Here is a 26465-nt window from a genome sequence, read left to right on the forward strand (position 1 = left end):
GGCGGGGGGACGGTCTCGATCCGCGTACGTCACCAGGGACGCCCGCGGGACGGGTCGAGCGAAGATCCGATCGCTCGGGGCAACCTGGGGGGGGGACCCGAGAACTCAGAGGGGGGTTCGCGAGCCCGCTAGGGTCGCTAAATGCAGCTCTTCGTGGAACTACCAGGTTCCTATCCGAGCCCGCCCGTCCGATTTCGGGGCAGGTCCGATCAGGCGTCGCGCTGGAGTTCGGCGTGGACCTCGGGTCGGATGCGCCGCGCGACGAATCCGCCCCCTTGCCATGCGAGGGAGACGAGTTCCCGTTTCCAGTAGAGCATCCACCCACGAGCCTCCCCCTCGGGGCCCGTCCAGGCGTACCAGCGCCAACCGGCGAGCGTCCCGCCCGGACTCACTTGGGTGACGTGCAGGGGCTCGGGGCGACCGGAGAGGGGTTCGAAGCGCACCACCTCCCCCGTGCCCAACAGGCCCCAACGCTGGCGCTCGATCAGACTCAGGGCGCCCGACCAGCCGCGCGCGCCCGGGAAGTCGTCGACCCGGCGCTCGTCGGCGGCCCACTGGACCACCTGCGGCTCCCACTCGCGCAGGCGCTCGGCGCGCCCGAGGGGCGGACGCGCGTCGGGCTGGGGCCAGCGCGCGCGCACGGTCCGACCGGCCCCATGGGCGATCTCGCGGTAGATGAGCTGGCACAGGGAGACCCCGTGCCGCTCCACCTGGTGCACCCGCATGTCGGGCTCGAACAGGATCAGCTCCTGCTCCGCCTGCCAGGTCCCGCTGGGGCGCTGGAGCCGCACGTGCCGCATGACCCCCAGGGGCCGATCCGTGGGCCCGGCCCCGGTCGCCCACAAGCCGAAGGTCTCCACCTCGGCCGGGGGCAGGTCCTCGCCGGGCTCCTCGGGCGCCACCAACGGCGCCGGGAGGGCCGGGACGGGCCCGATCAAGGGCCGCTGGTCCTCGTCCCCCCCACCCCAGGAGGTCGGCAGGCAAGCGGCGATCAGGCCCGCGGCGGTCGCAAGGCGGAGGGTCCCCATGGGAACCTGATCGGGCCGAGTCGAGCCGCCCTTGAGCCTTCGGCGCCCTGTGCCGCGGCTGCGGCCCGAATCGGTGCCCGCGGGACAAATCCGGCGACTCAGGGGCGGGTCGGATCCAGCCCGCGCACCAGTTGGACGCTGCCCACCCCCAGCATCAACAGCACGATCAGCACCGCCGGCCAGACCCTGCCGTCGAGCCGCTCCTCGAGGTCGACCCAGGCCAGGTGCCGGAAGCCCCGGGAGCGGTCGTGCTGCGGACGCAGCAGCGTGCCGGGCGCGACGAAGTAGATCTGGCCGGCGTCGAACTCTTCGGGCAGACCCGCTGCGCGGTGGCGGAAGATCCGCCAGTGGGCCCAGGGGGCCGCGAAGCGCCAATCCCACTGCAGGGCGATGAAGCGGTGTTCGTCGCGCTCGCGCTCGGTGTCGCCCGGCACCGCCGGCCAAACCTCGCGGGCCGCTTGCAGGGCCAGGTCGTGGTGCGTCGCCTGGTCGACCAGCACGCCCGGCAGGCTGGTGACGACGCCGAACATCAGCAGCACCGGTGCGACCCAGTGGACGCTCTGGGCCCGCAGTTGGTCGAAGCCCGCCGCCACGGCGAGCCACAGGATGAAGACCGCCGGCAGCAAGTAGCGCGGTCCGTAGGTCCACGCGCCGTGGAAGGTCTGGGTGTGGATCACCGGCAGGCTGACGACGAGCGCGACCGCGAGGATCAACGCGACGACGACGCGGTCGTCGCGCAGGCGCCACAGACCAATGGGAGCCAGCAGCAGGGCCGGCGCCATCCACAGCGCCCCCTTGCCCGGGGCGATCGTGACGCCCGCGAGCCCGAGCAGCGGCGGGTAGCTGAAGAACGTGCCCGAGCCGACCGCGGCGCCGTAGCCGGACTCGAGCGGATTGCCGAAGCGCGCCAGGTTGGCCCACAGGAGCACCGCCGCCGCGAGCGCCGCCGGCACCGCGAACCAAACCATGTCCATCGCGGCGCGCTTGCCACCGGCCTGCCCGCCGAGCAGCGGGTTGCTCCACATGCGCTTGCGACCGGCGATCACGATCCAGGCCAGCGCCAGGGCCAACACCAGGGCCACGGGCGCCGTGAGCACGCGCGTCAACACCATCGCGCCCGCCGCGAATCCCAGCGAAGCCAGCACCCAACGGGCGGGACGCTCGAACTGCCAGAAGGACTCACGCACGCGCAGGTGCAGGTGCACGCACACGGCCAACAGGAAAGTGGCCTGGACGTCCGAGAGGTTGTCGCGCGCCTGGGGCCAGGCGAAGGTGCACAGGCCGTATCCGAGGGCGGCCAGGACCGCCATGCGCCGGGTCACGCTGATGCGACGCGCGATCAGGAACAGCAGCAGGCAGGTCAGCGCACCGCACAGGGGCGTGCGCCAGCCGACGAGCAGGTGTTCGAAGTACTCCGAGCGCGAGAGGCCGTAGGCCTGGGTCTCCATGTGCCGCGCTTCGAACTGCGGGAAGATCGCGGAGATGCCGCGCCCGGCCCAGAAGAACGGCACCCCGGCCAGGGCCTGCCCGATCCCGAACCACGAGTAGAAGCGGCCGCCGGTGCCCTCGCGCACGTCGTAGCGCAGGGCGATCACGCCCGTGCCCTCGGGCGTCTCGCTCGAAATGGCGAAGCCCTCGCCCAGGGCGAGGCTGCGCGTGGTTTGGAACTCCACCTCCGCGTCGGGGTTGCCCGGCAGCCCGATGAAGGTCGCCGTGTACACCGCGAGCACCACCAGGAACACCCCCAGGGCACACAGGCGGTCGGCCTGTTGGATCACGGTCGGGCGCGAGGAGAGGCTCATCGTGGGAGGTCCGCTTCGGAGCGCGGGAGCTCGTGCCCGGGTGACAAGTAGAGCCGGGCACTGCCGGACTCGAACACGAGGCGAAAGCCCGAGCGCTCGAGGTCGGCGTCGATCGCCGGGCGCGCGCGGCGCTCGGCCTCGCCCACCAGCATGACGAGCGGGCGCCCACTCTCGAAGACCAGCTTGCGAGTGGCCTCGTCCCAGGGAGCCGCAGCGCGGTAGAGCTGGGACACGGCCTGCATCCGCCGGGCCGCCGTGGGGTCGCCGGCGTCGAGCACCTGCGAGGGCCGATCGACCCACAGATCGACGGCGGCGAAGGCCGCGGCCTCGTGGGCCTGCAGGTTGTCGGCGCGGGTGAAGGCGTGGGCCTGTGCGCCGAAGGCCTCGCCGCGCTCGCGCGCCACGTCGGCGATCAGCGCGGGTGCGAGGGCCCGCAAGCCCGGGTCCGTGGCCAGGAAGTCGTAGGCGGCGACGACGTCGTCGGCACCAGGCGCACCGCCACCCGCCGGCGACAACCGTCGATCAGCCTCGATCAAGGGCAGGTCCTGGCCGGCCAGGTGCGCGTAGGCACTGGTGCCCAGGATCAGGTTGGGGATGGCGCCAGCCAGTCCGAGCAGGATCCATGCGCCCGCCACGACCCGCGCCGCGCCGCCCCTGCGCCAGCCGTGGGCGAGCCCTGCCGCGGCCAGGATCCCCGTCGGGAAGGCGGCCAAGCGCACGAACTTGTACTCGTTGGCATAGGGCAGCTCGACGAAGAGCGCGGCGGCCACGAAGGCCACGCAGGCCAGGGCCACCAACCCGAGGCTCGCGCGCCGGGCGTCCATCGGCTCGATCTCGCGCCGCAGGCTGCGGTAGCCGATCAACGCCGGCGGCAGGAGCAGCGCCAGGGGCCCTCCGACCCAGACCAAGCGCGTCGGATCGAAGACGAAGCCGAGGGCCGCGCCGCTGTAGGCCGCGCGCGCCGCTTGCACCAACACCACTCCGGGCAGGGCACACAGGACGAGCGCCGCCGCGAGGCCGAAGCGTGCCCGCGCGCCGCGCCCGTGGACCAGGGCCGCCAGGCCGACGATGCCGATGCCGGCGGCGCCGACCAACGGATTGATCGCGAAGCTCGCGCCCAAGTGCAGCGCGGTCAGACCGATCCAGGGCCGGCGGCCGTGGCGCAGGGCGTGCCCCGCGGCCGCGAAGCCGCCGAGCAACAGGGCCAGGGATGCCGGGTAGGACGACAGGTTGCCGAGCTTCGAGAGGCCGAAGGCCACACGCGGATCCCACAAGAGTCCACTGGCGGCCGAGGGCACCAGTTGCTCGCGCAGGGCGGCCAGCAGGGCGCCGTTCGACTCCGGCGTCGCGGTGAAGGTGCCGCGCGCCAGGACGGCGAGGCCGCCGATGGCGTTCAGGCCGAAGAGCCCGGCAGCGATGGCCGCGAGCTCGCGCCGCCCGTCGCGGAGCAGCACGGCCGCGAGCTGCTGCAGCGCCAGCACATGCAAGACCGCCGCCCAGACACCGATGACGGCGAAGGCCTCGGTCGGAGCGATCCTCGCAGTCCGCATGACGAGGCCGCCGAGGGCGTGCCAAGCCCAGTAGTAGCCCAGGCCCTCGCCCGCCAACCACGGGTTGTGCGGAGGCAGTCCGCGCTCGGTCGCCAGGGCCAGGCCCGAGTGCAGGAGGCCGTGGTAGCTGACCCGCGTCGCGTTGCCGCGCAAGAGCATCCATGCGCTCCATCCGCCGATGGCGAGGGCCAGGGCGATCGCGGCCCAGGCGCCGAACGAGAGCCGCTCGCGCCGCACGCGCGCGCCGCGACCGACGAGTTGCGACAGCGCCAAGATCACGAGCACCAGGGCCAGGGCTCGGTCGGCCGCCGCCTCCCCCACGAACAGGGTCGTGCGCGCGGCCACGTCGAGGGCCAGGGCCAGGATCGGCGACAGGAGCCCCGCGTTCAGCACCAACTTGAGCGGCGACGCCGGTCCCGGCGTGGCGCGGGCCAAGAGCGGCCAAGCGCCGGCCAAGAGCAGCCAGCCCCCACCGACCACGAGCAGCGCCTTCGGCGCGAGTCCCAGCGCCGACAGGGCCGCGCCGATCCCGAGGGCCAATCCGACCAGAGCCGGGACCGACAGCCCGACGCTCGCCCCCTGGTCCCTGGCCTCGCTCACTCGGCGCCGTCTTCCGGGTCGGCCCGAGTCTCGGCACCGGCGCGCCGCGCCTCGTCGCCGTCGATGTAACCCAGCGCCTCGAGCGCTGCCGCCCGATCCGCGCCCAACTCCCGCTGACGCTCCCGATCGACCGGCTGGCTGGCGATCCACTGTTGCAGTTGATCGAGCAGCTTGGCGACGACCTTCGGGTGGGCTGCGGCGCAGTCCACGAGCTCGAGCGGATCGCGCTCCAGGTCGTACAGCGCGAGCGGCGGCACGTGGTACGGCCCCGCCGGCGGGTCGTCCGGTTGCACCCCGTCGGGATTCCAGACCAAGCGCCAGTGCTCGGTCCGCACGGTGAAGATCGAGTCGCGCCAGTGCCCGAAGGCCGGCGACGGGGCGAACTCGCGCGGGTCGTTCTCGTAGAACGTCGGCAACAGGCTGCGCCCGCTGGCGTCGTTGGGAGGCTCCAGCTCGAACCAGTCGCAGATCGTCGGCGCCACGTCGGCCAGGGTCACCAGCTCTGCCATCACGCGTCGCCCGGTCAGGCTCTTCGGGTGCCGGAAGAAGAGCGGCACGTGCAGCACCGACGAGTAGACCGACTTGCTGTGGGCCCAGTAGCGGTTGCGCTGGTAGAGCTCCTCACCGTGGTCCGCCGCGAAGACGAGCAGGGTGCGCTCGAGGGGGCGCACGCCATCGGGCTCGTCGATGCGGCCGTAGACGTAGAGGAAGCCGTTCAGCAGCCGATTGACCCGCGCGATCTCGGCGTCGTAGTAGGAGACGACCTGCTGCACGTCCAAGCCCGACAGGGGCCGATCCTCGGCGTAGGCCGCGTCGAGGAACTCGCGGCTGCCGTCCGCCTCGCCCTCGTAGTAGGGGTCGACGAACTGCGCGGCGAAGTCCGTGTCCCCCAGGGGCGCCGGGTCGTAGGGCAGGTGCGGCCCCATCAGGTGCACCCAGGTGAATGTCGGGCGGTCGGGCTCCGCGGCGCGCTGGGCTGTGACCCACTCGCTGGCCGCCGCCAGCACATCGCGATCGCGGTCGCGGTTCGGATCGCCGAAGTAGGCCAGCACCTGCTCGGCGGCCGGGAAGAAGCGGTCGAAGCCCTGCTCGATCCCCGAGCCCGGCACCAACAGGCGATTGGCCGTGAAGCCGCCGGTGGCGAAGCCGGCCTCGCCCAGGCGCTCGGCCAGGGTCACCACGTCGTCGCGCAGCCGGTCGCGATTGTCGACCGAACCGTGCTCGAAGGGCGTGGCGCCGGTCATCAGCGTCGCGACCGAGGGGAAGGTCTGGCCGCGGGGCGCGAAGGCGTTGGCGAAGGCCACGCCCTGACCCGCCAGGTCGTCGATGGCCAGGGCGCGCCCGCTGATCCACTCGGCCTCGCCGAAGCCCAGATTGGTGGTGGGCCGCGGGTAGTTCCAGTAGGTGACGTGGTCGGCGCGCAGGGTGTCGACGGTGATCAGGAGCACGTCCCGCGGCGGCTCGCCGGGGCGCTTGGCTTCGCGACAAGCGCCCAGGGCGCCGGCTGCGGCCAGCGTCGCGACCAGGGCCAGGGCCCGCGACCTCCGGCGAGGGTGGGCGACGCCCGGAAGGCGGTGCGTGCGGCGGCAGCTCATGGGCGGCATTCTACGGACGCAGGACGGCGCGCCGCAGACGCCCGTCGATCCGCACGCGATGAACGACGCTCCGAACGCCGCCGCCGACGATCCGCGAGCGCCCTGGTGGCGCGATCGCGGGCTGCTCTGGCTCCTGGCCGGAGCCGCGGCCCTGCGCCTGGTGCTCGGGCTGCACCTGTGGATCAGCGACCCGCTGACCCGCGCGCTGCTCTCGGACGCGGCCTTCTACGACGCCTGGGCCAGGACCGAGGTGTCCGGCGAGACCTGGCTGGCCGGACGGCCCCACTGGCTGCCGCCGCTCTATCCGTGGATCTTGGGCCTCTTCTATCGCGCGAGCGGCGGAGCCCTGGCGCTGACCATCGCCGCGCAACTGGCCGTGGGCGTCGCCGTCACGGCGCTCGTCGCGCGCCTGGCCTGGAGCGTGACCGACCGGCGCACGGGCCTGGTCGCAGGCTGGATGTGGACGCTCTACATGCCGGTCGTGCTGTTCGAGACGCGCTTGCTCGGTGTCAACGCGGCGCTGCCCCTGTGCGTGGTGGTGCTGTTGGCCGGGCTCGCGATCGTCCGCAGCCTGGAAGTCGGACGCGCGGCGCCGGCCGCCGCCGCCCTGGCCGGGCTCGCCGCGGGCGTCGCCTGCCTGGCGCGACCGAACCTGCTCCTGGCCCTGCCGGGGGCCGGCCTGGGCGCGTTGATCAGCCTGGCCCTCGCGCGGCGGTTGCCGAAGCCGCGTGTGTTGCTCGGCACCGCGGCCGTGGCCGGCGCAGGTCTGGCTGTGGGCCTGGCCCCGGGCTGGATCAGCAACCACTCGCGCAGCGGCCAGTCGGTGCTCGTCAGCGCCAACGGCGGAGTCAACTTCTGGTTCGGCAACAACGCCCAGGCCCACGGCACCTTCCACGCGCCGGGTCCCGAGTGGGGCGCGATCGACGAGCAGCGCGACGTCTCCCTCGCCATCGCCGCGCAGGACCTGGGTCACGAGGTCGACGAGAGCGAGGCTTCGGCCTGGTGGTTCGCGCGTGGCCGCGCGTGGATCGCCGAGCATCCCGCGGACGCCCTGGGCCTGTGGGGTCTCAAGCTGGCCGACAACCTCTCCAGCACCGAGTTCGGCATCCAGTACGTGCCGGCGTCGATCCGCGCCGACGCGCCGGGTCTGTGGCTCGCGCCCCTGCCGTTCGGGTTGATCCTGGGCTTGGCCGCCCTGGGCCTGGGTCGCGTGCGCCAGGCGGGGGCCCTGCTCGGTTGGATTGCCGCCGGCCTGGCGGCGGGGCTCCTGTACTTCACCTACTCGCGTTTCAGACTGCCCTGGATCCCGGCCCTCTTGCCCTTCTCGGCCGCCGGGGCCGTGCGCCTGGTCGAATGGATGCGGGGACGCGAACGCCCGGGTGCGCGCGGCCTCGTCGCCCTCGTCATCGGACTGGGGCTCGCCGCCCAGAGTTGGCTGCCCTTCGAGGGCGACTACCCGCGGCAGCTCTTCGACCACGCCCGCGGCGACGCCGCCACCGGTTGGGTGCAGCTCGGCCGCGAGTCCACGGCACAGGGCGCCTGGCGCGTGGCCCGCGGACGCTTCGAGCGGGCCCTGGCGATCGAGCCCGCGCGGGCGGACGCGGTCTACGAGTTGGCCGGGGTGCTGCTGCGCGCGGACGACGGACGCACGGCGGACCCGGCGCGGGCCTTGGAGCTGCTCGAGCAGTGGACGGCGGCGGCCGCGAAGAACGACCCCTTCCGCGACGAACTCGAGGTCCTCCTGGGTGCGGCCCTGGTCACGGCCCGGCCCGCCGACTTCGGCGCCCGCGCCCGCGCGCGCGGTTTGGCCCAGGCCGTCCTCGAGCGCGACCCGGAGCACGCTGGCGCGGCGCGGCTCTTGGCCGAACTCGGCCGCTGACGGCGGCCGGCGACTGACGGGGCCTACTCGATGCCCAGGATGCGCCGGACCCAGAGCTGGTAGATCAGCGTGATCATCACGACCAGCGTCAGGTTGACGCCGAAGCCGACCCGCGCCATGCGGTGTATCGGCACCCTGCCGCTGGAGAAGACGACGGCATTGGGCGGCGTCGCCACGGGCAACATGAAGGCGCAAGAAGCGGCAATGGTCGCGGGCAACATCGTGGTGCGCGGATCGATGCCGGCCTGAACCGCGGCGCTGGCCAAGACGGGCAAGAGCACCTGGGTCGTCGCCGTGTTCGAGGTGACCTCGGTCAAGAAACTCATGGCCGCGACCACGCACAGGACCAACAGCGTCGGACCCAGGACCCCGAAGGACGGACCGATCAACTCCCCGATCAGCACGTCCAAGCCCGAGGCCTTGAAGCCGTCGGCGATACAGAAGCCGCCGCCCAGCAAGAGCAGCACGTCCCAGGGCAGGACCATGACCGAGGGCCAATCGAGCAGGCGCGCTCCGCTGCCGTCGCCGGCCGGAACGAGGAAGCAGACCACCGCCATGCCGATCGCCACGGTGGCGTTGGTGACCATGTTCGGGCCCAGGTCCACGCCCGGCGCGACGAGGGCACCGAGCAGGTCGTGCCAGCCGGGGATCGTGACCGATCCGATCGGCAGGTCGGCGCGGGTGACCCACAGGAGCGCGGTGATCCCGAACACGAGCGCCATGCGCCGCTCGGCGGGCCGCATCCGGCCCAGTGCGCGTCGTTCCGCGGCGATCACGTCGGCCCCGGCTTCGCCCTCGGCCTCGACCTTCAAGAACACCCGCGTCAAGAGCAGCCAGCCCACCGGTACGAACAGGACCACCAGCGGAACCCAGGCCAACATCCACTGGGCGAAGGTGATCGGCGGGAGCTCGGGGAAGTCCGCAGCGTAGCGGGCCAGGAAGACCTGGTTCGGCGCGGTGCCCACGGGCGTGGCCACGCCGCCGACGGAGGCGGAGTAGGCCAGCCCCAAGAGCAGTGCCATGGCGAAGGGATCGTCGGACGAGCTCCCGCGTCGGCCGCGCACGGCTTCGATCACTGCCACGCCGATGGGCAGCATCATCAGCGTCGTGGCCGTGTTGTTGAGCCACATCGACAAGAGGGCTGAAGCCAGCATGAAGCCCAGCACGATGCGCCGCGGATGGGCGCCGACCGCCCCCACCACGCCCAGGGCCAGGCGCCGATGGACGCCCCATCGCTCCACTCCCAGGGCCAGCATGAAGGCCCCCAGAAAGAGGAAGATCAGGTCGTTCATGTAGGCCGTGGCCGCGGATCGACCGTCGAGCACGCCGAGCAGCGGCAACAACACGGCCGGGACCAGGGAGGTGATCCCGATCGGCAGGGCCTCGGTCAGCCACCAGGTCGCCACCAGGGCGGTCACCGCTGCCGCGCGCCGCTGGAGCGGATCGAGGGGCAGCCCGGGGGTGAACAGCAAGAGGCCCGCGAGCAGGGGCCCGACCCACAGGCCGGCGCGCGCCGCGCGTCCCGGAGAGCCACTCCCCAGGGCCTCGAGGTTCGCGTCCATCAAGGCCTCGTCGCGTCCCGCAGCCAGCCGAGGTAGGGCCCGGCCACGTGGGCCGGGGCCAGGGCCACGCACTCTGGAACCTCGTAGGGGTGCTCGGCGCCCAAGAAGGCCTCGAGCTCCCGCAGCCGGGCGCGAACGGTCTTGACCACCATGAGGACCTCGGCGGCGCGCTGCACCTGGCCCTCCCAACGGTAGACGCTGGTCACGCCCTCGACGAGGTTGACGCAGGCCGCGATGCGGCGCTGCACCAGGTCGGCGGCCAGCCGATCGGCCACGGCCAGATCGGGGGCGGTGACCAGCACCACGAGCGCCTCGTCGCTCGCCGGAGCAGACGCCGCGTCGGATCGTTCGACACCCATTGGAGGAGCTTAGCCGAGCCCGCGGGCCGGACCCCCGCGGAACTGCGAGCCCGCCTGGCCCCTCTACTCCCCACCGGCGCCGATGGCAGAATGGGCCGCGAACCATGAGCGCCCTCGACCAGATCGTCCTCTCGACCCTGCCCCTCATCCCGACACCGATCATGCGTCGGCTCGCGGGGCGCTACATCGCCGGCGAACGGCTCGACGAGGCCATCGCGCGCCTGCAGGGCCTGGCGTCGGAGGGGCATGCGGGCGTGATCGATCTGCTCGGCGAGGACGTGCGGGACGAGGCCCAGGCGCGCAAGGTGCTGCACAGCTACACCGCCGCCGCCGATGCGGTCCATGCGGCCAGACTCGACGCCTACGTGTCGGTCAAGCCCACCCACGTCGGTCTCGAGCTGTCCGAGGACCTGGCCTTCGACATCTACCACCAGCTCGCGGGGCACTGCGCGGGTCTGGGTCAGTTCCTGCGCGTGGAGATGGAGGACCACGCGACGACCGAGCGCACCCTGCGCGTGTTCGAGCGGCTGCGCCGCGAGCACCACAACGTCGGGATCGTGCTCCAATCGCGCCTGTTGCGGACGCCGGTCGACATCGAGGCCCTGGCCCCTGGCCCCCTCGACGTCCGCATGGTCAAGGGCATCTACCTCGAGCCCGCCGAGATCGCCCACACCGCCCCCGGGGCCATTCGCGACGCCTACCTGGCCTGCACCGCGCAGCTCTTCGATCGCGGCGCCACGGTCTCGCTCGCGACCCACGACGAGGTCATGGCGGCTGACCTGATCAAGTTGGTCACCGAGCGCGGCCTCGGCACCGACCGGTACGAGTTCCAGGTGCTGCTCGGCGTGCGCGAGCCCCTCTGGAAGCTCTGGAAGGACGACGGCCACCGGGTCCGCGTCTACGTGCCCTACGGGCCCGAGTGGCGCGCCTACAGCCAGCGGCGCCTGCGCAAGAACCCCCAGTTGTTCCGCCACGTGGTCCGCGACACCCTGCGCTTCTGGAGCTGAGCGCGGCGCGCGGTCCAGTCCGAGCTACTTCCCGACCTCGAGCCGTCGGGCGAGGATCGTCGGTAGCGCGCCAGTGGCCAGGATCTTCTGCTGGGTGACGCGGTAGTCGTAGACCACCCGGTGCCAGGTCACCTGCTCATCCTCGAGGATCGCGTAGCAAGCTCGGCTGTCCCCGTCTCGCGGTTGGCCGGTGGAGCCGACGTTGACGAAGGCCTTTTGGCCCGGGGGCAGGGGCAGGGTCAGGGTGTCGCGCCCGTCCATCCCGTGCCAGTGCAAGTCCTCGTCGTGCAGTCCGGGCTGGTGGGTGTGCCCGGCGAAGGCCACGCCGTCGAAGCGCGAGAAAATGTCGGTCAGCTTCTCCGGGTTGAGGATGCCGTCGGTGGACAGCACGTACTCCCGCACCGGGTCGCGGGGCGAACCGTGGAAGAAGTGGAAGCGCCCGATGCTCTTGGTGCGCGGTAGACCCTGCAAGAAACGCCACCGGGCTCGACGCTCGGCGGAACTCCACCAGCGGGGCTCCATGCGCTTGCGGGTGAAATCGATCGCGGCGCGCGCGTAGGAGTTGAAGTCCGACGCGTCGCTGAAGAGCGCCTCGTCGTGGTTTCCGAGCAGGCACCAACTGGTGTGGCCGCGCACCAGATCGACGCAGAACTCCGGCTCGGGTCCGTAGCCGATCACGTCGCCGAGGCACACGATCTCATCGACACCCTGGGATTGGATGTGCTCGTAGACCGCCTCCAGCGACTCGCGATTCGAGTGCAGGTCCGAGATGATGGCGACCTTCAACGGGCCATCCTCCCCGGGCGTCGCTCCTCGATCTCGGCCGAATTCGAACCGGCGCCGTCGCCCCCGCGGCCTGACGGGGCCTCGCCGGGGGCCTCGCCGGGGGCCTCGCCGGGGGCCTCGCCAGGAGCCGCCGCCCCGACCAGCGCCGTCGCCGCCGCCAACAACCGTCCGCGGGCCTGGTCCAAGGGGCCGTCGAGCTCCGCGCCCGACGCCTTGCGATGGCCTCCGCCGCCGAAGCTCGCCGCCAGGGCGTACACGTCCGCATCCCCCTCGCTGCGCGCGGACAACTTCACCTGCCCGTCGGCCAGCTCGCGCAGCAGCAAGGCGATCTCGACGCCAGCAACGTCACGAACGAGATCGATCGCCGCGTCGCCGGCGTCGACCTCGGTCTCGTCGTCGTAGGGGATTTCGAGGTAGGCGATGCGTCCCTCGGCCAGGTAGCGCACGTCCGCCAGCATACTTCCGACCTGGCGCGGATGCTGGGGGGTGCGGGTCTTGAACAGGGCCCGATGGATCCGATGGGGATCGGCCCCGGCTGCCACCAACTCCGCCGCCGCCTCCATGGCGACGAGATCGCAGTTGCTGTGACGGAACCAGCCCGTGTCCGTTGCCAATGCCGTGAAGATCGACGTGGCCGCCGTCGCATCCAGGGGCACGCCCAGCTCGCGGGCGATCTCCAGCACCAGCAGACCCGTTGCGGCGGCCGACCGATCGACCCAGGCGCGATCCCACCAAGCCTTCGCCGGCGGCAGGTGGTGGTCGATCACCAACTTGACCGAGGCCGCGGCATCGATCGAACTCGCCATCGGACCGGTGCGCGAGAGCTCGGCGAAGTCGAGCATCACGATCACGTCGTGATCGGGGAGGCCGGCCCCGTCGAAGGCCTCGTAGGGCACCTGCTCGGACAGGAATCCGAACTGGGTCTCGGGCAGGTCCGGGTTGATGATGCGGACCTGCTTGCCGAGCGCTCGCAGCACGGACCACAGGCCACCCTGGGAGCCCAGGACGTCGCCATCGGGCCGAACGTGACCGACCAGCACGAAGCGCTGGGCACTTCGCAGCAGGTCGAGCGCGTGGCTCTGGTCTTCGGTGATCGGCGCTCTCAAATCTCTCGCTCTCGTAGACGTCAAGGGGCCCGAGTTTAGCCCTTGAATGCGACAGTCCGCGCGCGGCGGCCATCCGGACCTGTGCTCGGGCCCTATTGAAGTGCGTCGGATGGGACCGGTCGGCCCCCGATCCACGTCCCGCGGACCGCCGGCGCCGCGGCTGTGAGCCAATCCCAGGAGTCCGCCGGGAGCGGCTCGGGCAGTTCGAACGCGACCAGGTCGGCCCATGCGCCCGGTGCCAAGCACCCCGCCCGTCCCTGCAGGCCCAGGCCCCGGGCGCCGACCTCCGTGGCCGCCGACCAGGCTCGAATCGGATCGAGACCGGGGAACTCCGTCCGCAAGAGGGCGAGCTCGCGCCGCATGTCGAGTCGATCGTTGCTCGCGCTCGAGTCCGTGCCCAAGGCGATCGGGACCCCCACGTCGAGGTAGCGCTGGAGCGGGAACGGACCCCGTTCGAAGTAGGCGTGGGAGCCCGGGCAGTGCACCACCGTAGCGCCGGCCGAGGCGATTCGCCGCGGCTCGTCCGCGCGCGGGTGGTTGCCGTGGATCAGAGTCGTGGCCGGACCGAGCAGGCCGTGTCGCTCGAGGGCGTCGATCCCCGCCATGCCGGCCGCGGGCGGGAAGAAGCGTCCGAACCAACCCTCCCCACCGTCGAGCCAAGCCACCTCCTCGGGGGTCTCGGCCCAGTGCATCGCGACCGGAAGCCCGCGGACGCGCGCCGTCGAGGCGACCGCAGCGAGCAGCTCGTCCGAGATCGAGAAGGGGGCGTGGGGCGAGAGGCCTTCGAGCAGGTGATCGGTTTCGGCCAGGGGAACCGACAGGGCGGCCACGATCGCGGCCCGTCGAGCGGCGTCGCGTCCGTCCAGCAGCTCCCGATACACACGCCGCCTGGGCATGGCCGTCGGCCCAGCCGTGGCGGCCAGTCCGAGCGAGTCGATGTCGCCAACGGCGGTGGTTCCCGACTCGAGGAGCGCACGTCCGTCGCGGGCCAGCCCCGATTCCAGCTCACCGGCATCCGCCGCGGCGCGCAGCGCGAGCAGTGCACCGACCCATTCCTCGAAGGGCCGAGCGCGGGGCAGGCGCCCAGCCAGGGCTCCCAACTCCAGGTGGGCGTGGGCGTTGACCAGACCCGGCGTCAGCGCGACGTCGCCGAGGTCCACGATCTCGATCCCCGCGGCCCCGGCGCGCCCGACGGCCCCGTGGTCGGGCAGGACCTCCTCGACCACTCCACCCGCGACCTGCACCGCGCCGTCCACGTGCACGACCCCCGATCGCGGCAGGATCCAGCGCGCTCGGAACAGTCGGCGATCGTCTTTGGCGGACTGCTCGGGCGACATGGCTCGCGCAGCTTACCCCCAAAACGGCGAGCGCCCCGCGCGACCGATGGCCGCGCGGGGCGCACTTGGCTCGAAGACCTCTCCGGACAGGAGAGACCGACCGACCTGCGATCAGTCCGTCAGAGCGCGGACCTCGAGCTGGACGACGGAGAGGATCACCGTCGAGAGGGGCTGGTCGCCGTCGATCAAGACCTGAGCGCGCACCATGTTGGACTTGCGCTGGGCCGCCAGACCGCTGCCGGCGCCGAGCACGTCTTCCCAGTAGGTGTTGAGCTCGGTGGGCGAGGACAGCCACGGGGTGACCGAGCCGGCCAAGACGGGGCTCGCCACGCTGGTCAGGTCCACCAGGCAGGGATCGCTGATGTCGGAGAGGAAGCGGGCGCCCTGGAAGCGCACGACGATCTCGGAGCCCGTGCAGGCACAGTCGTCGGTCTTGAGCTCGTTCCCGACGAAGTCGGCCAGGGACATGCCGCCGGTGAAGAGTCCGAGCGGGCCCGGATCACCGCGGTAGGAAACCACGGTGCTGGCGCCCAGGGGGCCACCACCGACCTCGAACAGGATGTCCCAGCCGAGGTCGTCGGGGTCCATGCCGTCCTCGAGGAAGGTCGCCTCGAAAACGCCGGGGCTGGGCAGCAGCCAGCAGGACTGAAAGCCGACCGTCGCACCGACGCCGTTGTTGACCTTCTGGAAGTCGCCGACCTGGAGGATGTCCGTGGGCGGCGCGAGGTAGGCCGGGTTGTCCGACGCGTTCTGGCTCACCTGGGGCGAGATCTTGAAACCCTCGCCGCTGGCCAGCGGGACCCCGGGGGTGCCGCCGATCACCAGCGGGTCGTCGGTGCCGACACCCGCGGGCAAGCTGCCTGCGAGGTAGGCCGAGTTCTGCATCACGACGATGCCGGGCGCACCGTCGCCGCCGCGGGAACCCGTGGCCGGGTTGAAGCCGCCCGCGCCGCCGCGGACGTCGATGACGCCGGGGAAGTTGGCAATGGCGAGTTCGAAGGCCTGGGCCAGGAACGTTCCACCGCTGCCGCCGCCACCCGGGGCCGCCATGCTGCCCTGCTGAACAGAGGGAGTCGGGGTCAGGCTGCCGCCGTTGCCGCCGGTGAGCGCGATCGAGCCCTGCACCTCGAGGGTCCGACCGACCTGCATCTGCAGGCCACCACCGCCGCCGCCGCCGCCGGCGCCACTGGCGTCCTTCCACGTGCTCAGGGCCAAGACCGAGCCGAACAGCGGCACTCCGCAGTTGAACGGCTTGCCGTTGGACTGGGTGAAGGCGATACCGAGACCTCCACCACCACCGCCGGATCCACCGATCAGGTCGCCGCCGGCATCCTCGTCGAGGTTCGCGAGATCGGCCGTGAAGAGGCTACCGCTGGGGGCCGGAATGCTCGGAAGGGTCGGGACCCCGAGGCTCGGGGTCGGCGTCACGTACAGGGGGGTCCCGCCGGCAAAGGCGAAGGACCCGCCGAGACCGGGGACACCGACTTGGGACGAGGTGCAAAGGTTGTTGGCGTCGAACCCGTTCAGGTCCGAAGTCAGCGGGCCGGGAAGCACGAGCGGGAACTGGGTGCCGCCGACGCCCGCGCCGAAGTCCTCAGGCCCGACCGGGGCCAGGCCCCCGCGGCCCTCGCCGGGGGTGCCGTCGGTGACGACGATCGCACCCGGGAGGTGCTTGGGGACACCCGCCGGGGTCAGTGCCGCGATGGCGGCGTCCGGATTGGAGCGATCGCCTCCCGCACCACCAGCGCCACCGGACGGACCCGGCTCGGCGCCGGACGAACCGAACAGCTCGAGCGAGTCGTGGGCCACGGCCGTAGAGCCGGTGGCCTGGATCGCGCCGCGCACGACCGCGTCACCGCGGACGAACAGACGTGCCGGGTTGTCCCCCACGAGGCGCAGACGTCCACCGGGATCGATCGTGAGGGACCCGAACTCAAAGACCCCGTTCGAGACCGTGGTCGTCGTCTCGCCGGGACCGTCGTCGGGGATGGCGTTGGTCGCCCAATCGGACGGGTAGAGACCGGAGTCGAGGATCTCCGACTTCACGCGGTACTCGACGACGGTGTCGTCGGACGGATCCGAGGGCGTGCCGTTGTCGTCGATCACCGCGCCAGTGACGAGATCCGGACCGAAGACGGTCGGGATCGGGCCGGTCGAGATGACGACTTCGGATTGGGCGGGAACGCGCACGTCGCCGAGTCGCCCGGAGCCGCCGCCGAGACCGCGCAGCAAGCGTCCCTCGTAGAGCGGCTCGCCAGCGCCAAGACCGGGGACCGTGAAGCCGGTGTCCCGCACGAGGCTGGAGCGAGGTCCGTCGAAGGACTGCTCCTGGTCGGCGAAGGTCGCCAGCAGAGACTCTTCTCCGACGATGCTGGCCTCGGTCGTGAAGGAGACCTCCCCCGCGTTGGCCAGCGGGTTACCCCCGAGGTCGGTGATCGTCGGCGGCATCACCACCACGATCACGCGGGGGTTGAGCGGGTCGCTGCCGGACTTCGGGAAGACCTTGGCGGCCGGCGGGTCGTCGCTCTTGCCGGGGGTGAACAGCACCGTGGTGCCCTTGACTTCGGTCAACCCCTGGGAGATCTCGATGTCGAAGGTGCCCTGGATGGCCAGCTGGTCGGAGGAGTCCGTCAGGTCGCCGTCGAGGTCGACGCGCACCTCGATGAAGTCGGACGTCGATGTGACCGTGTTGACCAGGGTGGCCGGGTTCATCACGTCGTTGAAATTCAGTCGCAGGCGCGACCGGGCCGCGACGTCCGTCGGCGAGGAGAAGGCGTCGAGGACATTGCCCGAACCATCCAACTCCTCGATCAGCGGCGTCACCACCGGGTTGCCGGGGACGGCGTCGTTCACGCCGAGGTTGGGCAACACCGTGCAGGCCAGGGGCGTGGTGTTCTTCTCGCCCGCCAAGCTGGTGACGAAGAAGCCCAACTGACCGCTGACGAAAGCCGGGATCTCGACCGTGTACGACAGCGCCGGATTGAGGCCGAACTTGGGCAGGCCGTCCGAGCCGAAGGTCACCAGGGGCCGGAAGATGGCGCGGCGGGCGTTGGTCGGGTCGACCGCGTACTCACCGCTGGGGGTCGAACCGGTCTCCGAGACGACCCGGAAGCTCAGGGCGTTGAGCGAGCTCGGGTTGATCGGCTTGTTGAACTCGACCGAGATCTCCTGGTTGACGTAGACCTCGTTGATCGAGCACGAGAAGCCGCTGGTGGCGCTTCCGGCACAGCCGAGGCTGCACGAGACGATCGACAGGCCGCCGGAGCCGACGTCGGTGCCGGTGTCGACCGACCCGGCAGTGGACGAGCCACCGCCGCTGCAGCCGGTGAGCACCAGTCCAGAGAGGGCCAGACCGGTCAAGGTCAGACGAGCAGTGGCCGAGATCGAGGTGGATCGCAGGATCATGTGGGGAAGGCGCTGGAGTCGTGACTCGACGGGGTCGGACCGGTCGAGCAGGCTGGCGGTCGGCCCTTCGAGCCTGTGGGCTCGAGGGGTTTGAGCGGGAGTTGGGTCGCGCCGAATCGAGCTCGGAGCCGATTACTGCGCTGGAGGGTCGGCGCGGCGCGCCACAGGCGACGGTCATGCCCGCGAATGCCCGTCCGAGCGCGTCGGAGCAGGCCACCCGGGGGCGGTCGGCAGGGTCACCGAGGGGGTCCCGAACGCCCTGGCGAGGCGTGGGGAGCCTCGGTGGTCGGTCGGACCGCAGATGATAGGCGGCTCCGCCCGACCCCCTACTGACTTTTCCCGTTCGGTCGCGTGGTCTCGATGAGCCGGTGGAGCGCCCACGATGAGCCGGTGGTGCCATCGGCGTTGAGCGTCGCGCGGAGTTCAATAGCAAGGCGCGTGCCACGATGGATCCGGGCCCCACATGGTCCATGGGCACCCGCCGTCCACTCCGTTGTTGGAGCGCCGTGCGCTAACGCACACCCCACGCGCCCAGGCCGCTCGAATCAGTCCGCGAGGACCGTCACCGAGAGTTCCACGATCGAACCCAACATCGCCGCCAGGGGATCGTCGCCGTCGATCAGGACCTGGGCCCGGAGCATGTTGGGGCGGCGTCCCGCGGCCAGCCCGCTGTCCACCCCCAGTACCGAGTCCCAGTAGGTCCAGAGCTCCTCCGGCGAGGCCAGCCATGGGGTCAGCGACCCGGCCAGCAGCGGTCCTGCTGCGCCCAGGTCGATGGCGCAGGGCGAGTCCGCCGCTCCGAGCAGACGCGCGCCCTGGAACCGGACGACGATCGCGGAGCCGCTGCATCCGCAGTCGGAGGTCGCCAGCTCGTTGCCGAGGAACTCGGCCAGGGAGACCCCGCCCGTGAGCACCCCCAGGGGGCCCGGATCGCCGCGGTAGCTGACGATCTGCCCCGCAGTGCCACCGAGGTCCCCCGAGAGCTCGAGGATCAGGTCCCAACCCAGATCGTCGGGACCTGGCCCGTCCCCGGCGTACTCGGTCTCGAACGTCCCCGGCGACGGCAACAGCCAGCAGCTCTGGGCGCCGACCGTGGCGCCGGGCCCCGCAGACACGGGCGCGAAGTCGCCGAGCGCGAGCACCTGGTCCAGCGGCACCGGATCCGAGGGCTCCGTCCCGAGGAACGGCAGCACAGACCCTGCCACCTCGTCGAGCTCGAGCGGTTCGGCCGACGCCACCCCGGCGGGCAGTGCGCCGGCGAGCCAGGCCGAGTTCTCCAGTCGCAGGATCCCCGGCGCGCCGGCCCCACCCAGGGATCCGCTGAAGTCGTTGCGCCCCCCCTCTCCGCCCTGCACGTCGAGTAGCCCGGGGAACCCCGCGAGTTCCAGGTCGAAGGCCTGCAGCAAGAGCGCGCCGCCGCTTCCCCCGCCGCCGGGAGCAGCGGTCCGCGCCGCGTCGGTGGTGACGCCACCGTCCGCGCTGCCACCGTCCCCGCCCGCGAAGGCCAAAACACCGCGCAGGTCGAGCCGGTGACCGACCTGCAATTGCATGGCCCCTCCGCCACCGCCCCCACCGGCCCCGCTCGCGTCGCGGTAGATGCTGATGAAGAGGTCGAAGCCCGGAATCGGCAGGCAGGTCACCGGCTGGGCGGCCAACTGCGAGAGGGCGATGCCCATCCCGCCGCCTCCGCCCCCGGCGCCGCCAGCCAGCGATCCACCTGCGTCCGGATCCAGTTGCACGACGCCCACCGGAGCCAGGCTCGCGCTCGGCGACTCGAGCAGCGGTCCCACGGGAACACCGTCGAAGGGCATCGGCGTCGCGTAGGTCGGCGCACCGCCCGCGAGGGCGAAGGTCCCGCCACCACCGGGGGTGCCGACCTGGGTCGTGGCACAGGTCTTGTTCGCCTCGAAGTCGCCCAACTCGGTCGAGGTCGGACCGGGGAGCAGCTCCGGGAAGTGACGGCCGCCCGTGCCCGCGCCGAAGTCGTCCGCCCCACTCGGTTGCGCCCCACCGCGACCCCCACCGACAGCGCCGTCTACGATGACCTCGGAGCCGAATGCGTGGGGGTAGCCCCCCTTCGCGACGAACTCGGCCGAGACCAGCGCGCGGTCGCCGCCGTCTCCCCCGGCGCCGCCCCCGGGTCCACCCGAGCCACCGGCTCCACCGAAGCCGACCAGGGCGTCGTGGTCCAGGGCCGCGGAGCCGTGGGCGAAGACGCCGCCGCGGATGTCCGCGTCACCACGTACGAAGATGCGCGCGCCGCGCTCCCCCACCAGGCGCAGGCGCGCGCCCGGCTCGATCGTCAGGCTGGCGAACTCGAAGACGCCGTCGACCACCGTCGCGACGGTTTGGCCGGGCCCGTCGCCATCGATCCCGTTGTCCGCCCAGTCCGCGGGGTAGGCGCCGCCGTCCACGATCTGCGCGGCCACGTCGTAGGCGACCAACTGGCCGTCCTCGAACACCGCGCCGTTGGTGAGAGCGGGCCCGAAGCGCGTGGGGATCGCCGGCCCGGTGGAGAGCACCAGCTCGGTTCCGCTCGGGATCAGCAGGTCACCGAGCCTGCCCGACCCGCCGCCCAGTCCGCGCAGCAACCGCCCCGTGAACAGCACCTCGCCCCCGCCACTCAGGGCTTCGTACAACGGATCGTGCACGACGCTCGAACGGGCCAGGTCGAGGGTCTCGTCACCCTGGGCGAAAGTCGCCGCCAGGACTTCTTGGGTCGCAGTTCCGGGTTGCGTCGTGAAGCTCAGTGTCCCCGCGTTGGCCAGGTTGTTGCCGCCCAGGTCCGTGATCGTCGGCGGCAAACTGACGACGATGCGTCGTGGCTCGTCGCCGTCGCTGCCGGCGCTCGGGAAGCCCGCTTCGGGGGTGAAGATCACCGTGGTGCGCTTCAGAGCGAGGCTCTGGACGATCTCGATCTCGAAGCTGCCGAGCACCTCCAGCTGATCCGAGGCATCGCTCAGGTCGCCGTCCAGATCCACTTGGACCTGAATGAAGTCCGAGGTCGACGTGACGGTGTTCAACAGGGTTGCCGGATTCATCACGTCGTCGAACTCGAAGCGCAGACGCGCGTTCAGGGGCACGCTGTCAGGACTCGAGAAGGCATCGAAGACGGCGCCGGCCGCGGTCAACTCCTCGATCGTCGCCTTCACCACCGGCGGGCCCACGACCACGTCCTGCACGCTCAAGGACGGCACCACCGAGCACTTGAGTGGAGTGACGTTCTTCTGGCCGTCGACTGCGGTGATGAAGAAGCCCAGGGCGCCCGGAGCGGCGGCCGGCACTTCGATCGTGTACGACAGGGAGGGCGAGAAGCCGAACTTGGGCAAGCCGTCGGAGCCGAAGGTCACCAGGGGCCGGAACAGGACGCGGCGCGGATTGCTCGGATCGACCAAGTACTCGCCAGAGGGCGTGGAGCCCGTCTCGGAGACCACGCGGAAGCTGAGCGGATTCACCGACGCGGGCGCGATCGGCTTGTCGAACTCGACCGCCAGCTCCTGGTTCACGTAGATCGAGTTGATCGCACAGGAGATCGGCCCACCGCCGGAGCTGGGCGAGCAGCCCAAGCTACAGGCGACGATCGACAGACTGCCCGATCCGCCCAGCCCACCGTCGACGGATCCGGCCGTGGCGGTCGAGGAGCCCCCACAGGATGGGAGCAGCGCCAGCAGCGCCAGCAGCGGCGTTGCGAACAGCGCCGCACGCGTGAGGGCGCCGCCGGGCGGCAGCGCCGCACGCGTGAGGGCGCCGCCGGGCGGCAGCGCCGCGGACAGCCTGCGGCTGGCGCCGTTCGCGGGCGCCGGGGCCGGGCCGATGCCCGAGGCGAGGTCGCGCAGGTCGCCGCTGGGGCGGAAGTTCGACTGCAATCGCATGTGTGCCGTCCAATCGGTCGGGGTCTCGAGGAGGGGAGTCCGTTCCGGGGGGGCACTCGATCGGATCGAGCCGAGGGTGGCAGGCCGACTTCGCCGCCCGTGGGCGTGACGCCGACCCCTCGGTCGAACTAGCGTCGATGGCACCGATGGCCTACAACTTCTGCCCGACCGACGCTCCGAGACCGACGACGACCATGGCCCCCACTGCCCCGATCACGCCGTCCCGTGCGGCTAGCTTCCGCGCGGTTACCACCCACTCGGGCATCGCCCGCGACAGGAATTGCCGCGCCGTCTGCCGCGAGATGCGCCAGCGCCCGGCGACCTCCATCGCCGGCGCGCTCTTGCTGTCGGTGGCCCTAGTGGCCTGCACCCACGAGACCGGTGGGCCAGTCAACGTCGGCGTCACGGCGCCGAGCTCGTCGGTCGCCGGCCAGGCGACTTCGGCCGACGAGGGACCGCTGGGCCTCCCGGCCGCGGACTTCGTCGTCGACCCCGTCGACGAGGCGCGTGCCGAGGAGTTGCTCACGGTGCTGACGCCGCCGCCGCCGGAGCGGGTGGAGCTGCAGAACGACTGGATCGACAGCCGCCGCAAGGCGATCCAGGACGCGCACCGCGAGCACGTCGGCGTCGGGGTCGCCCTGATGCGGCGGGTCGATGCCGACGAGCACGACCGCATCGTGCGGCGCGCGGCCCTCGAGCTCGCGGCCCACGCCGCCCCCGAGCAGGTGTCGCCCTACCTGGCGCGCCTGGTGGTCGAGTACGGCGAGGACCTGGGGCTGCGCGAGACCGCCACGCGGGTGCTCGGCGACGTGGATCCGGACTTGGCCTTGGAGGTGCTCGAGCCCCTGGTGCGGGAAGACCCGCGCGGAACCTATCCGCCGTCGGAGACGATCCTCGTGGGCTGGCTCACGGCCGCCGCCGCGAGGGACGTCGATCCCTCGTCGATCTTGGCTCTGGTCGCGACGGACCTTCGGCGAGACGAGTCCACCCGCCACCGCGCGGTGCGCGAGTTGGCCCTGGCCGGGACGCCCCTGGCGCGCGAGGCCCTGCGCGCGGTGCTGCTCGAGTCCACCGGCAACGGCTACCTGCGACGCCTGGCCGCCCAAGGTGTGGTCGACGCCTTCCCCGAGGCGGAGGCCTGCGCCCTGCTCGAGGAGGTCGCCCTGCTCGAGGCCGATCCCAACATGCAGCTCTTCCTGGCCAACCTGGTCCAGGCCAACTGCCCCTGAGCCCGGCCGGGCTCGCTCCCCCTGCTCCCGCCGCCCCTTTGATCGTCGACACCCATGCCCACCTGCAGGTCGCGGCCTTCGCGGGGGACGTGGCAGCGGTGCTCGAGCGCGCGCGGGCAGCGGGCGTCGAGCGCACGGTCGTGGTCGGCATCGACCCCGAGAGCTCCCTCGCCGCCGCCGAGTTGACCCGCCAGCACGCGGGCCTGGTGGCCACCGCCGGCGTGCACCCCTGTTCCGCAGCGGCGCACGGGCCCGGCGACCTGCAGCGCATCGAGGAGCTGATCGACAGCGGCGACTACGTGGCGGTGGGCGAGACCGGCCTCGACTGGCACCACCGCGGCACGAGCGACCGCGCCGAGCAGCTCGACGCCTTCCACTTCCACCTGGACCTGGCCCGCCGGCGCGACCTTCCGGTAGTGATCCACTGCCGCAAGAGCTTCGAGGACCTGGCCCAGGTCCTGGGTCACCACCGAGGGGTGCGCGGGGTCGTGCACAGCTTCGCCGAGGGACCGGCGCAGGCTGAACAGGTGGCGGCCGCCGGGCTGCACGTGGCCTTCGGCGGGCTGTTGACCTCGCCCCGCAACCGCAAGATCCGCGCGGCGGCGGAGCTGGTCCCGGCGGAGCTGCTGCTGGTCGAGACCGACTCGCCCTTCCTGGTCCCCGACGGCGTCGACGAGGCGCGCAACGAGCCCCGGCACGCCCGGCGCGTGCTCGAAGTCCTGGCCGAGCTGCGCGGCGAGGACGTGAACGTCTTGGCCGAGCGAACCACGGCCAACGCCCGGCACCTGTTCGGCTCCCATCTTTGAAGGCCGGACGAGCTTCGCAGACCTGAACCAGCGCGCGCGAAGCCGGCCGAACGCGCGCGGGGCGCAGCGATCGCTCGCTGCGCCCCGGCGTTGCTCGGCGCGGAGAGAACCCCGCGCCGTGCGTCGATCAACCTTACTGGAGCACGGTCCAGGTGTTGGTGTCCTGACCGGCGTTGCCGGCGGCCGCGTTGGCCGTGGCGGTGCTCATGTCGGCGCCGTTGTAGGCCGCGTCGAAGGCAGGCGCGGTGGCCGCACCCGAGTAGGTCTCGTCGCGGTTGTTGGATTGCAGGATGTCGCCGTCTTGGTTGATGAAGAAGACGCGGTTGCCGGTCTGCTGGTAGTTCAGCGGCCAGGCGTAGCAGCACCAAAGGATCTCGGCCTGGTCGGAGTCGACCGCGTTGGTGTCGGCGCCGCCGTCGGCGGCCTCGAGCAGACCCGCGCTGGCGTCGTCCGGCAGGAACATGGCGAACAGGTAGCCGGAGCGCTGGACGAAGCCGTCGCCGTCGACGTTGCCGAGGGCGCCCGAGAGCATCGGCGGGGCGAGGACGTCGGCACCGATCTGGATGCCGCCCGCGCCGTCGTCTTCGCGCAGACCGACGGTGCCGGCCAGCTCAGCGAAGTACCCGTACTCGCCGCCGCCGTCGGAGTCGACGTCGATGGCAGCCGAGGACTGCAGTTGGGCTTGGGCCGACGAGATCGACCGGAGGGTGGAGATGGCTGCCGATTCGTTCGCCGACAGGCGAGCGCTGAGCAGCTTCGGGATGGCGACGGATGCGATGATCGCGATGATCGCGACGACGATCATCAGCTCGATCAGGGTGAAACCCGCGTTCTTGCGTTGTTGCAACTTCACTGTGGAGTTCTGCCTCGTGTGGAATGCCTTCATTGCCTAGTGTCCGAAGCGCCTTGGAGCGGCTCGAGTACCTGGTGGCGCGTCACCGGCCGCGTCTGCTCGACTGGCCCTCTCGGGTCAATCGCACAGCCTGGTCGGCAGCGCCGCTCGGGCGTCGGTCGCGGTGACCGGCGCCTCTCGGCACCGCCCCGTCCGCTCTCCGACAACCCCTCGGACACGCAACGGATCGTCCTCCCGCGACAGCGCTCTTGACCGCATCCGGGAAAACCCGCGTAAAAGCGCTCGAGTCTCCGCGGACGAGTCCCGAACGCGGCTGCGCCGCGACCACCCAGGGGGTGACCACGGCGCAGCGCGTGCCAGCGATCGCTGTGCGGCCGCTCAGCCGCTCGGCCCGCCGAGCTGTCCGACGATGTCGAGGATCGGCAGGAAGACGGAGAGCACCACGCCACCCACGATCACACCCATGAAGGAGATCAAGAGCGGCTCGATCAAGCTGGTCAGGGACTTGATGGTCGCCTTGACCTGGCTGTCGTAGAAAATGGCGATCTTCTCGAGCAGTTGCTCGAGTGCGCCGGAGCGTTCACCGATGGCGATCATGCGCGTCACCATGGGCGGGAAGACCGTGGCCTCGGAGAGCGGCTCCGAGAGCATGTTGCCGTTGCGGACCGCCTCGCGCGACTTGTTGACCGCGTCCGCCACCACGCGGTTGCCGGCGGTCTCGGCCACGATCTCCAAGGTGCCGATGATCGGCACACCGGAGCGGATCAGGGTCGAGAAGGTCCGCGAGAAGCGCGCCAGGGCGATCTTGCGTGTCAGCTCGCCGAAGACCGGCAGGCGCAGGCTGATGTGGTCGAAGGTCAACTGGCCGCGGTCGGTGCGCTTGAACAGCACCAGCCCCGCCACCACCGAGCCGATGATCGCTGCCCCCATCAGGTAGTGGTTCCGCATCCAGTCGGACGTGGCCAAGACGAACTTGGTCAGGGCCGGCAGCTCGGTGCCCAGGGACTCGAAGACCTGCCGGAAGGTCGGCACCACGCCGAGCATCAGGAAGGCCGTGATGCCCAGCACCAGCACCAGCGAGATGACCGGGTAGGTCATGGCCGACTTGACCTCGCGGCGCAGCTCGTCGCTGGCCTCGGTGTAGTCGGCCAGGCGCTCCAGGATGATGTCCATCTGGCCCGAGGCCTCACCCGCGCGCACCATCGAGATGTACAGGGGCGAGAAGGCCTTGGGGCAGTACTCCATCGCCGCCGAGAGGTCCTGCCCACCCCGCAGCTCGGCGGTGAGCCGCGAGCAAGTGGCCTTCATGGGCGGCGTGTCGGCCTGCTCCTCGAGCACCTCGAGCGACTCCAGCAACGACAGGCCGGCGCCGATCATCGTCGCGAGCTGGCGCGTGAACAGCACCAGCTCCTGACGGCTGGCGCTGGGCTTGACCTTGCCGAGGCGGAACTCGGTGATGCTCTTGAGGGAGAAGCCTCCACCCTGCTTGGCCTGATCGTCGCCCTTGTTCGAGCTCGGCGCCTTGTCCTTCTTGCCCTTGGCGGGCTTGCCTCGATCTTGATCGACGCGCATCGGGGTGAGCTGCTGCTTACGCAGTTCACCGAGAGCCTCGCCTCGATCCCTCGCTTCGATGCTGCCTTCGACGGTCTTGCCGGAGGCATCCTTGGCGGCGTATTGGAAGTTGACCAC

General features: G+C 71.4%; 17 protein-coding genes. 4 read left to right on the forward strand and 13 right to left on the reverse strand.

All coding sequences use genetic code 11. The annotated features are described in order from the left end of the window. Positions 1-209: 209 nt before the first annotated feature. From Pla133_RS18700 to Pla133_RS18715, 4 genes are all read right to left on the reverse strand, one after another. Positions 210-1028 carry a hypothetical protein gene (locus tag Pla133_RS18700; RefSeq protein ID WP_145068056.1) on the reverse strand — a complete coding sequence of 273 codons (819 nt, stop codon included), beginning with the start codon at positions 1026-1028 and terminating at the stop codon, positions 210-212. A 98-nt stretch (positions 1029-1126) separates the two neighbouring features. Then, entirely contained in the window at positions 1127-2830 is a 1704-nt protein-coding gene (locus Pla133_RS18705) for a hypothetical protein (protein WP_145068058.1), read from the reverse strand. Further along, complete coding sequence (locus Pla133_RS18710; protein ID WP_145068060.1) at positions 2827-4980, reverse strand: DUF2298 domain-containing protein; 2154 nt, start codon at positions 4978-4980, stop codon at positions 2827-2829. Before Pla133_RS18710 ends, Pla133_RS18705 begins: the two co-directional genes overlap by 4 nt. Beyond that, on the reverse strand, positions 4977-6575 hold the full coding sequence (locus tag Pla133_RS18715; RefSeq protein ID WP_419191720.1) for a sulfatase family protein: 1599 nt from the start codon (positions 6573-6575) through the stop codon (positions 4977-4979). Before Pla133_RS18715 ends, Pla133_RS18710 begins: the two co-directional genes overlap by 4 nt. A 58-nt stretch (positions 6576-6633) precedes the next feature. Here Pla133_RS18715 and Pla133_RS18720 point away from each other — a divergent pair, with 58 nt between their 5' ends. Next, positions 6634-8454: a glycosyltransferase family protein gene (locus tag Pla133_RS18720; RefSeq protein WP_419191721.1), complete on the forward strand. Its 1821-nt coding sequence runs from the start codon at positions 6634-6636 to the stop codon at positions 8452-8454. A gap of 23 nt (positions 8455-8477) precedes the next feature. Here Pla133_RS18720 and Pla133_RS18725 read toward each other — a convergent pair whose 3' ends face one another. Then, positions 8478-10016 carry an SLC13 family permease gene (locus Pla133_RS18725; protein ID WP_145068067.1) on the reverse strand — a complete coding sequence of 513 codons (1539 nt, stop codon included), beginning with the start codon at positions 10014-10016 and terminating at the stop codon, positions 8478-8480. After that, positions 10016-10375 (reverse strand): divalent-cation tolerance protein CutA, encoded by a 360-nt coding sequence (gene cutA / locus Pla133_RS18730; protein WP_145068068.1) that lies wholly within the window; start codon positions 10373-10375, stop codon positions 10016-10018. Before cutA ends, Pla133_RS18725 begins: the two co-directional genes overlap by 1 nt. Before the next feature lie 104 nt (positions 10376-10479). On the opposite strand from cutA, the gene Pla133_RS18735 reads away from it, so the two are divergent. Continuing rightward, positions 10480-11382, forward strand: coding sequence for a proline dehydrogenase family protein (locus Pla133_RS18735; protein WP_145068070.1), 903 nt, complete (start codon positions 10480-10482; stop codon positions 11380-11382). A 24-nt stretch (positions 11383-11406) separates the two neighbouring features. Here the strand turns inward: Pla133_RS18735 and Pla133_RS18740 are convergent, their stop codons facing one another. From Pla133_RS18740 to Pla133_RS18760, 5 genes are all read right to left on the reverse strand, one after another. Then, positions 11407-12168, reverse strand: a complete 762-nt coding sequence (locus tag Pla133_RS18740; protein ID WP_145068073.1) for a metallophosphoesterase family protein — start codon at positions 12166-12168, stop codon at positions 11407-11409. Beyond that, positions 12165-13298 carry a DHH family phosphoesterase gene (locus Pla133_RS18745; RefSeq protein ID WP_419191722.1) on the reverse strand — a complete coding sequence of 378 codons (1134 nt, stop codon included), beginning with the start codon at positions 13296-13298 and terminating at the stop codon, positions 12165-12167. The genes Pla133_RS18740 and Pla133_RS18745 overlap by 4 nt, the downstream gene beginning before the upstream one ends. Before the next feature lie 68 nt (positions 13299-13366). After that, positions 13367-14611: an amidohydrolase family protein gene (locus Pla133_RS18750; protein ID WP_145068076.1), complete on the reverse strand. Its 1245-nt coding sequence runs from the start codon at positions 14609-14611 to the stop codon at positions 13367-13369. A gap of 111 nt (positions 14612-14722) precedes the next feature. Next, entirely contained in the window at positions 14723-18016 is a 3294-nt protein-coding gene (locus tag Pla133_RS18755) for an Ig-like domain-containing domain (RefSeq protein WP_145068078.1), read from the reverse strand. 545 nt (positions 18017-18561) lie between these two features. Beyond that, positions 18562-21888 carry an Ig-like domain-containing domain gene (locus Pla133_RS18760; RefSeq protein ID WP_145068080.1) on the reverse strand — a complete coding sequence of 1109 codons (3327 nt, stop codon included), beginning with the start codon at positions 21886-21888 and terminating at the stop codon, positions 18562-18564. Between the two features lie 194 nt (positions 21889-22082). Here Pla133_RS18760 and Pla133_RS26550 point away from each other — a divergent pair, with 194 nt between their 5' ends. Beyond that, on the forward strand, positions 22083-23117 hold the full coding sequence (locus Pla133_RS26550) for a hypothetical protein (RefSeq protein WP_419191723.1): 1035 nt from the start codon (positions 22083-22085) through the stop codon (positions 23115-23117). A 38-nt stretch (positions 23118-23155) separates the two neighbouring features. Then, the gene (locus Pla133_RS18765; RefSeq protein WP_419191724.1) at positions 23156-23923 is read left to right on the forward strand and encodes a TatD family hydrolase; all 768 of its coding nucleotides are present in this window, start codon (positions 23156-23158) and stop codon (positions 23921-23923) included. 133 nt (positions 23924-24056) lie between these two features. Here Pla133_RS18765 and Pla133_RS18770 read toward each other — a convergent pair whose 3' ends face one another. Then, on the reverse strand, positions 24057-24776 hold the full coding sequence (locus Pla133_RS18770) for a pilus assembly FimT family protein (RefSeq protein WP_419191725.1): 720 nt from the start codon (positions 24774-24776) through the stop codon (positions 24057-24059). Positions 24777-25154: 378 nt separating this feature from the next. Continuing rightward, positions 25155-26465, reverse strand: a complete 1311-nt coding sequence (locus Pla133_RS18775; protein ID WP_145068084.1) for a type II secretion system F family protein — start codon at positions 26463-26465, stop codon at positions 25155-25157.

This window comes from Engelhardtia mirabilis (genome assembly GCF_007748095.1).
In the GTDB taxonomy this organism is placed as follows: Bacteria; Planctomycetota; UBA1135; order UBA1135.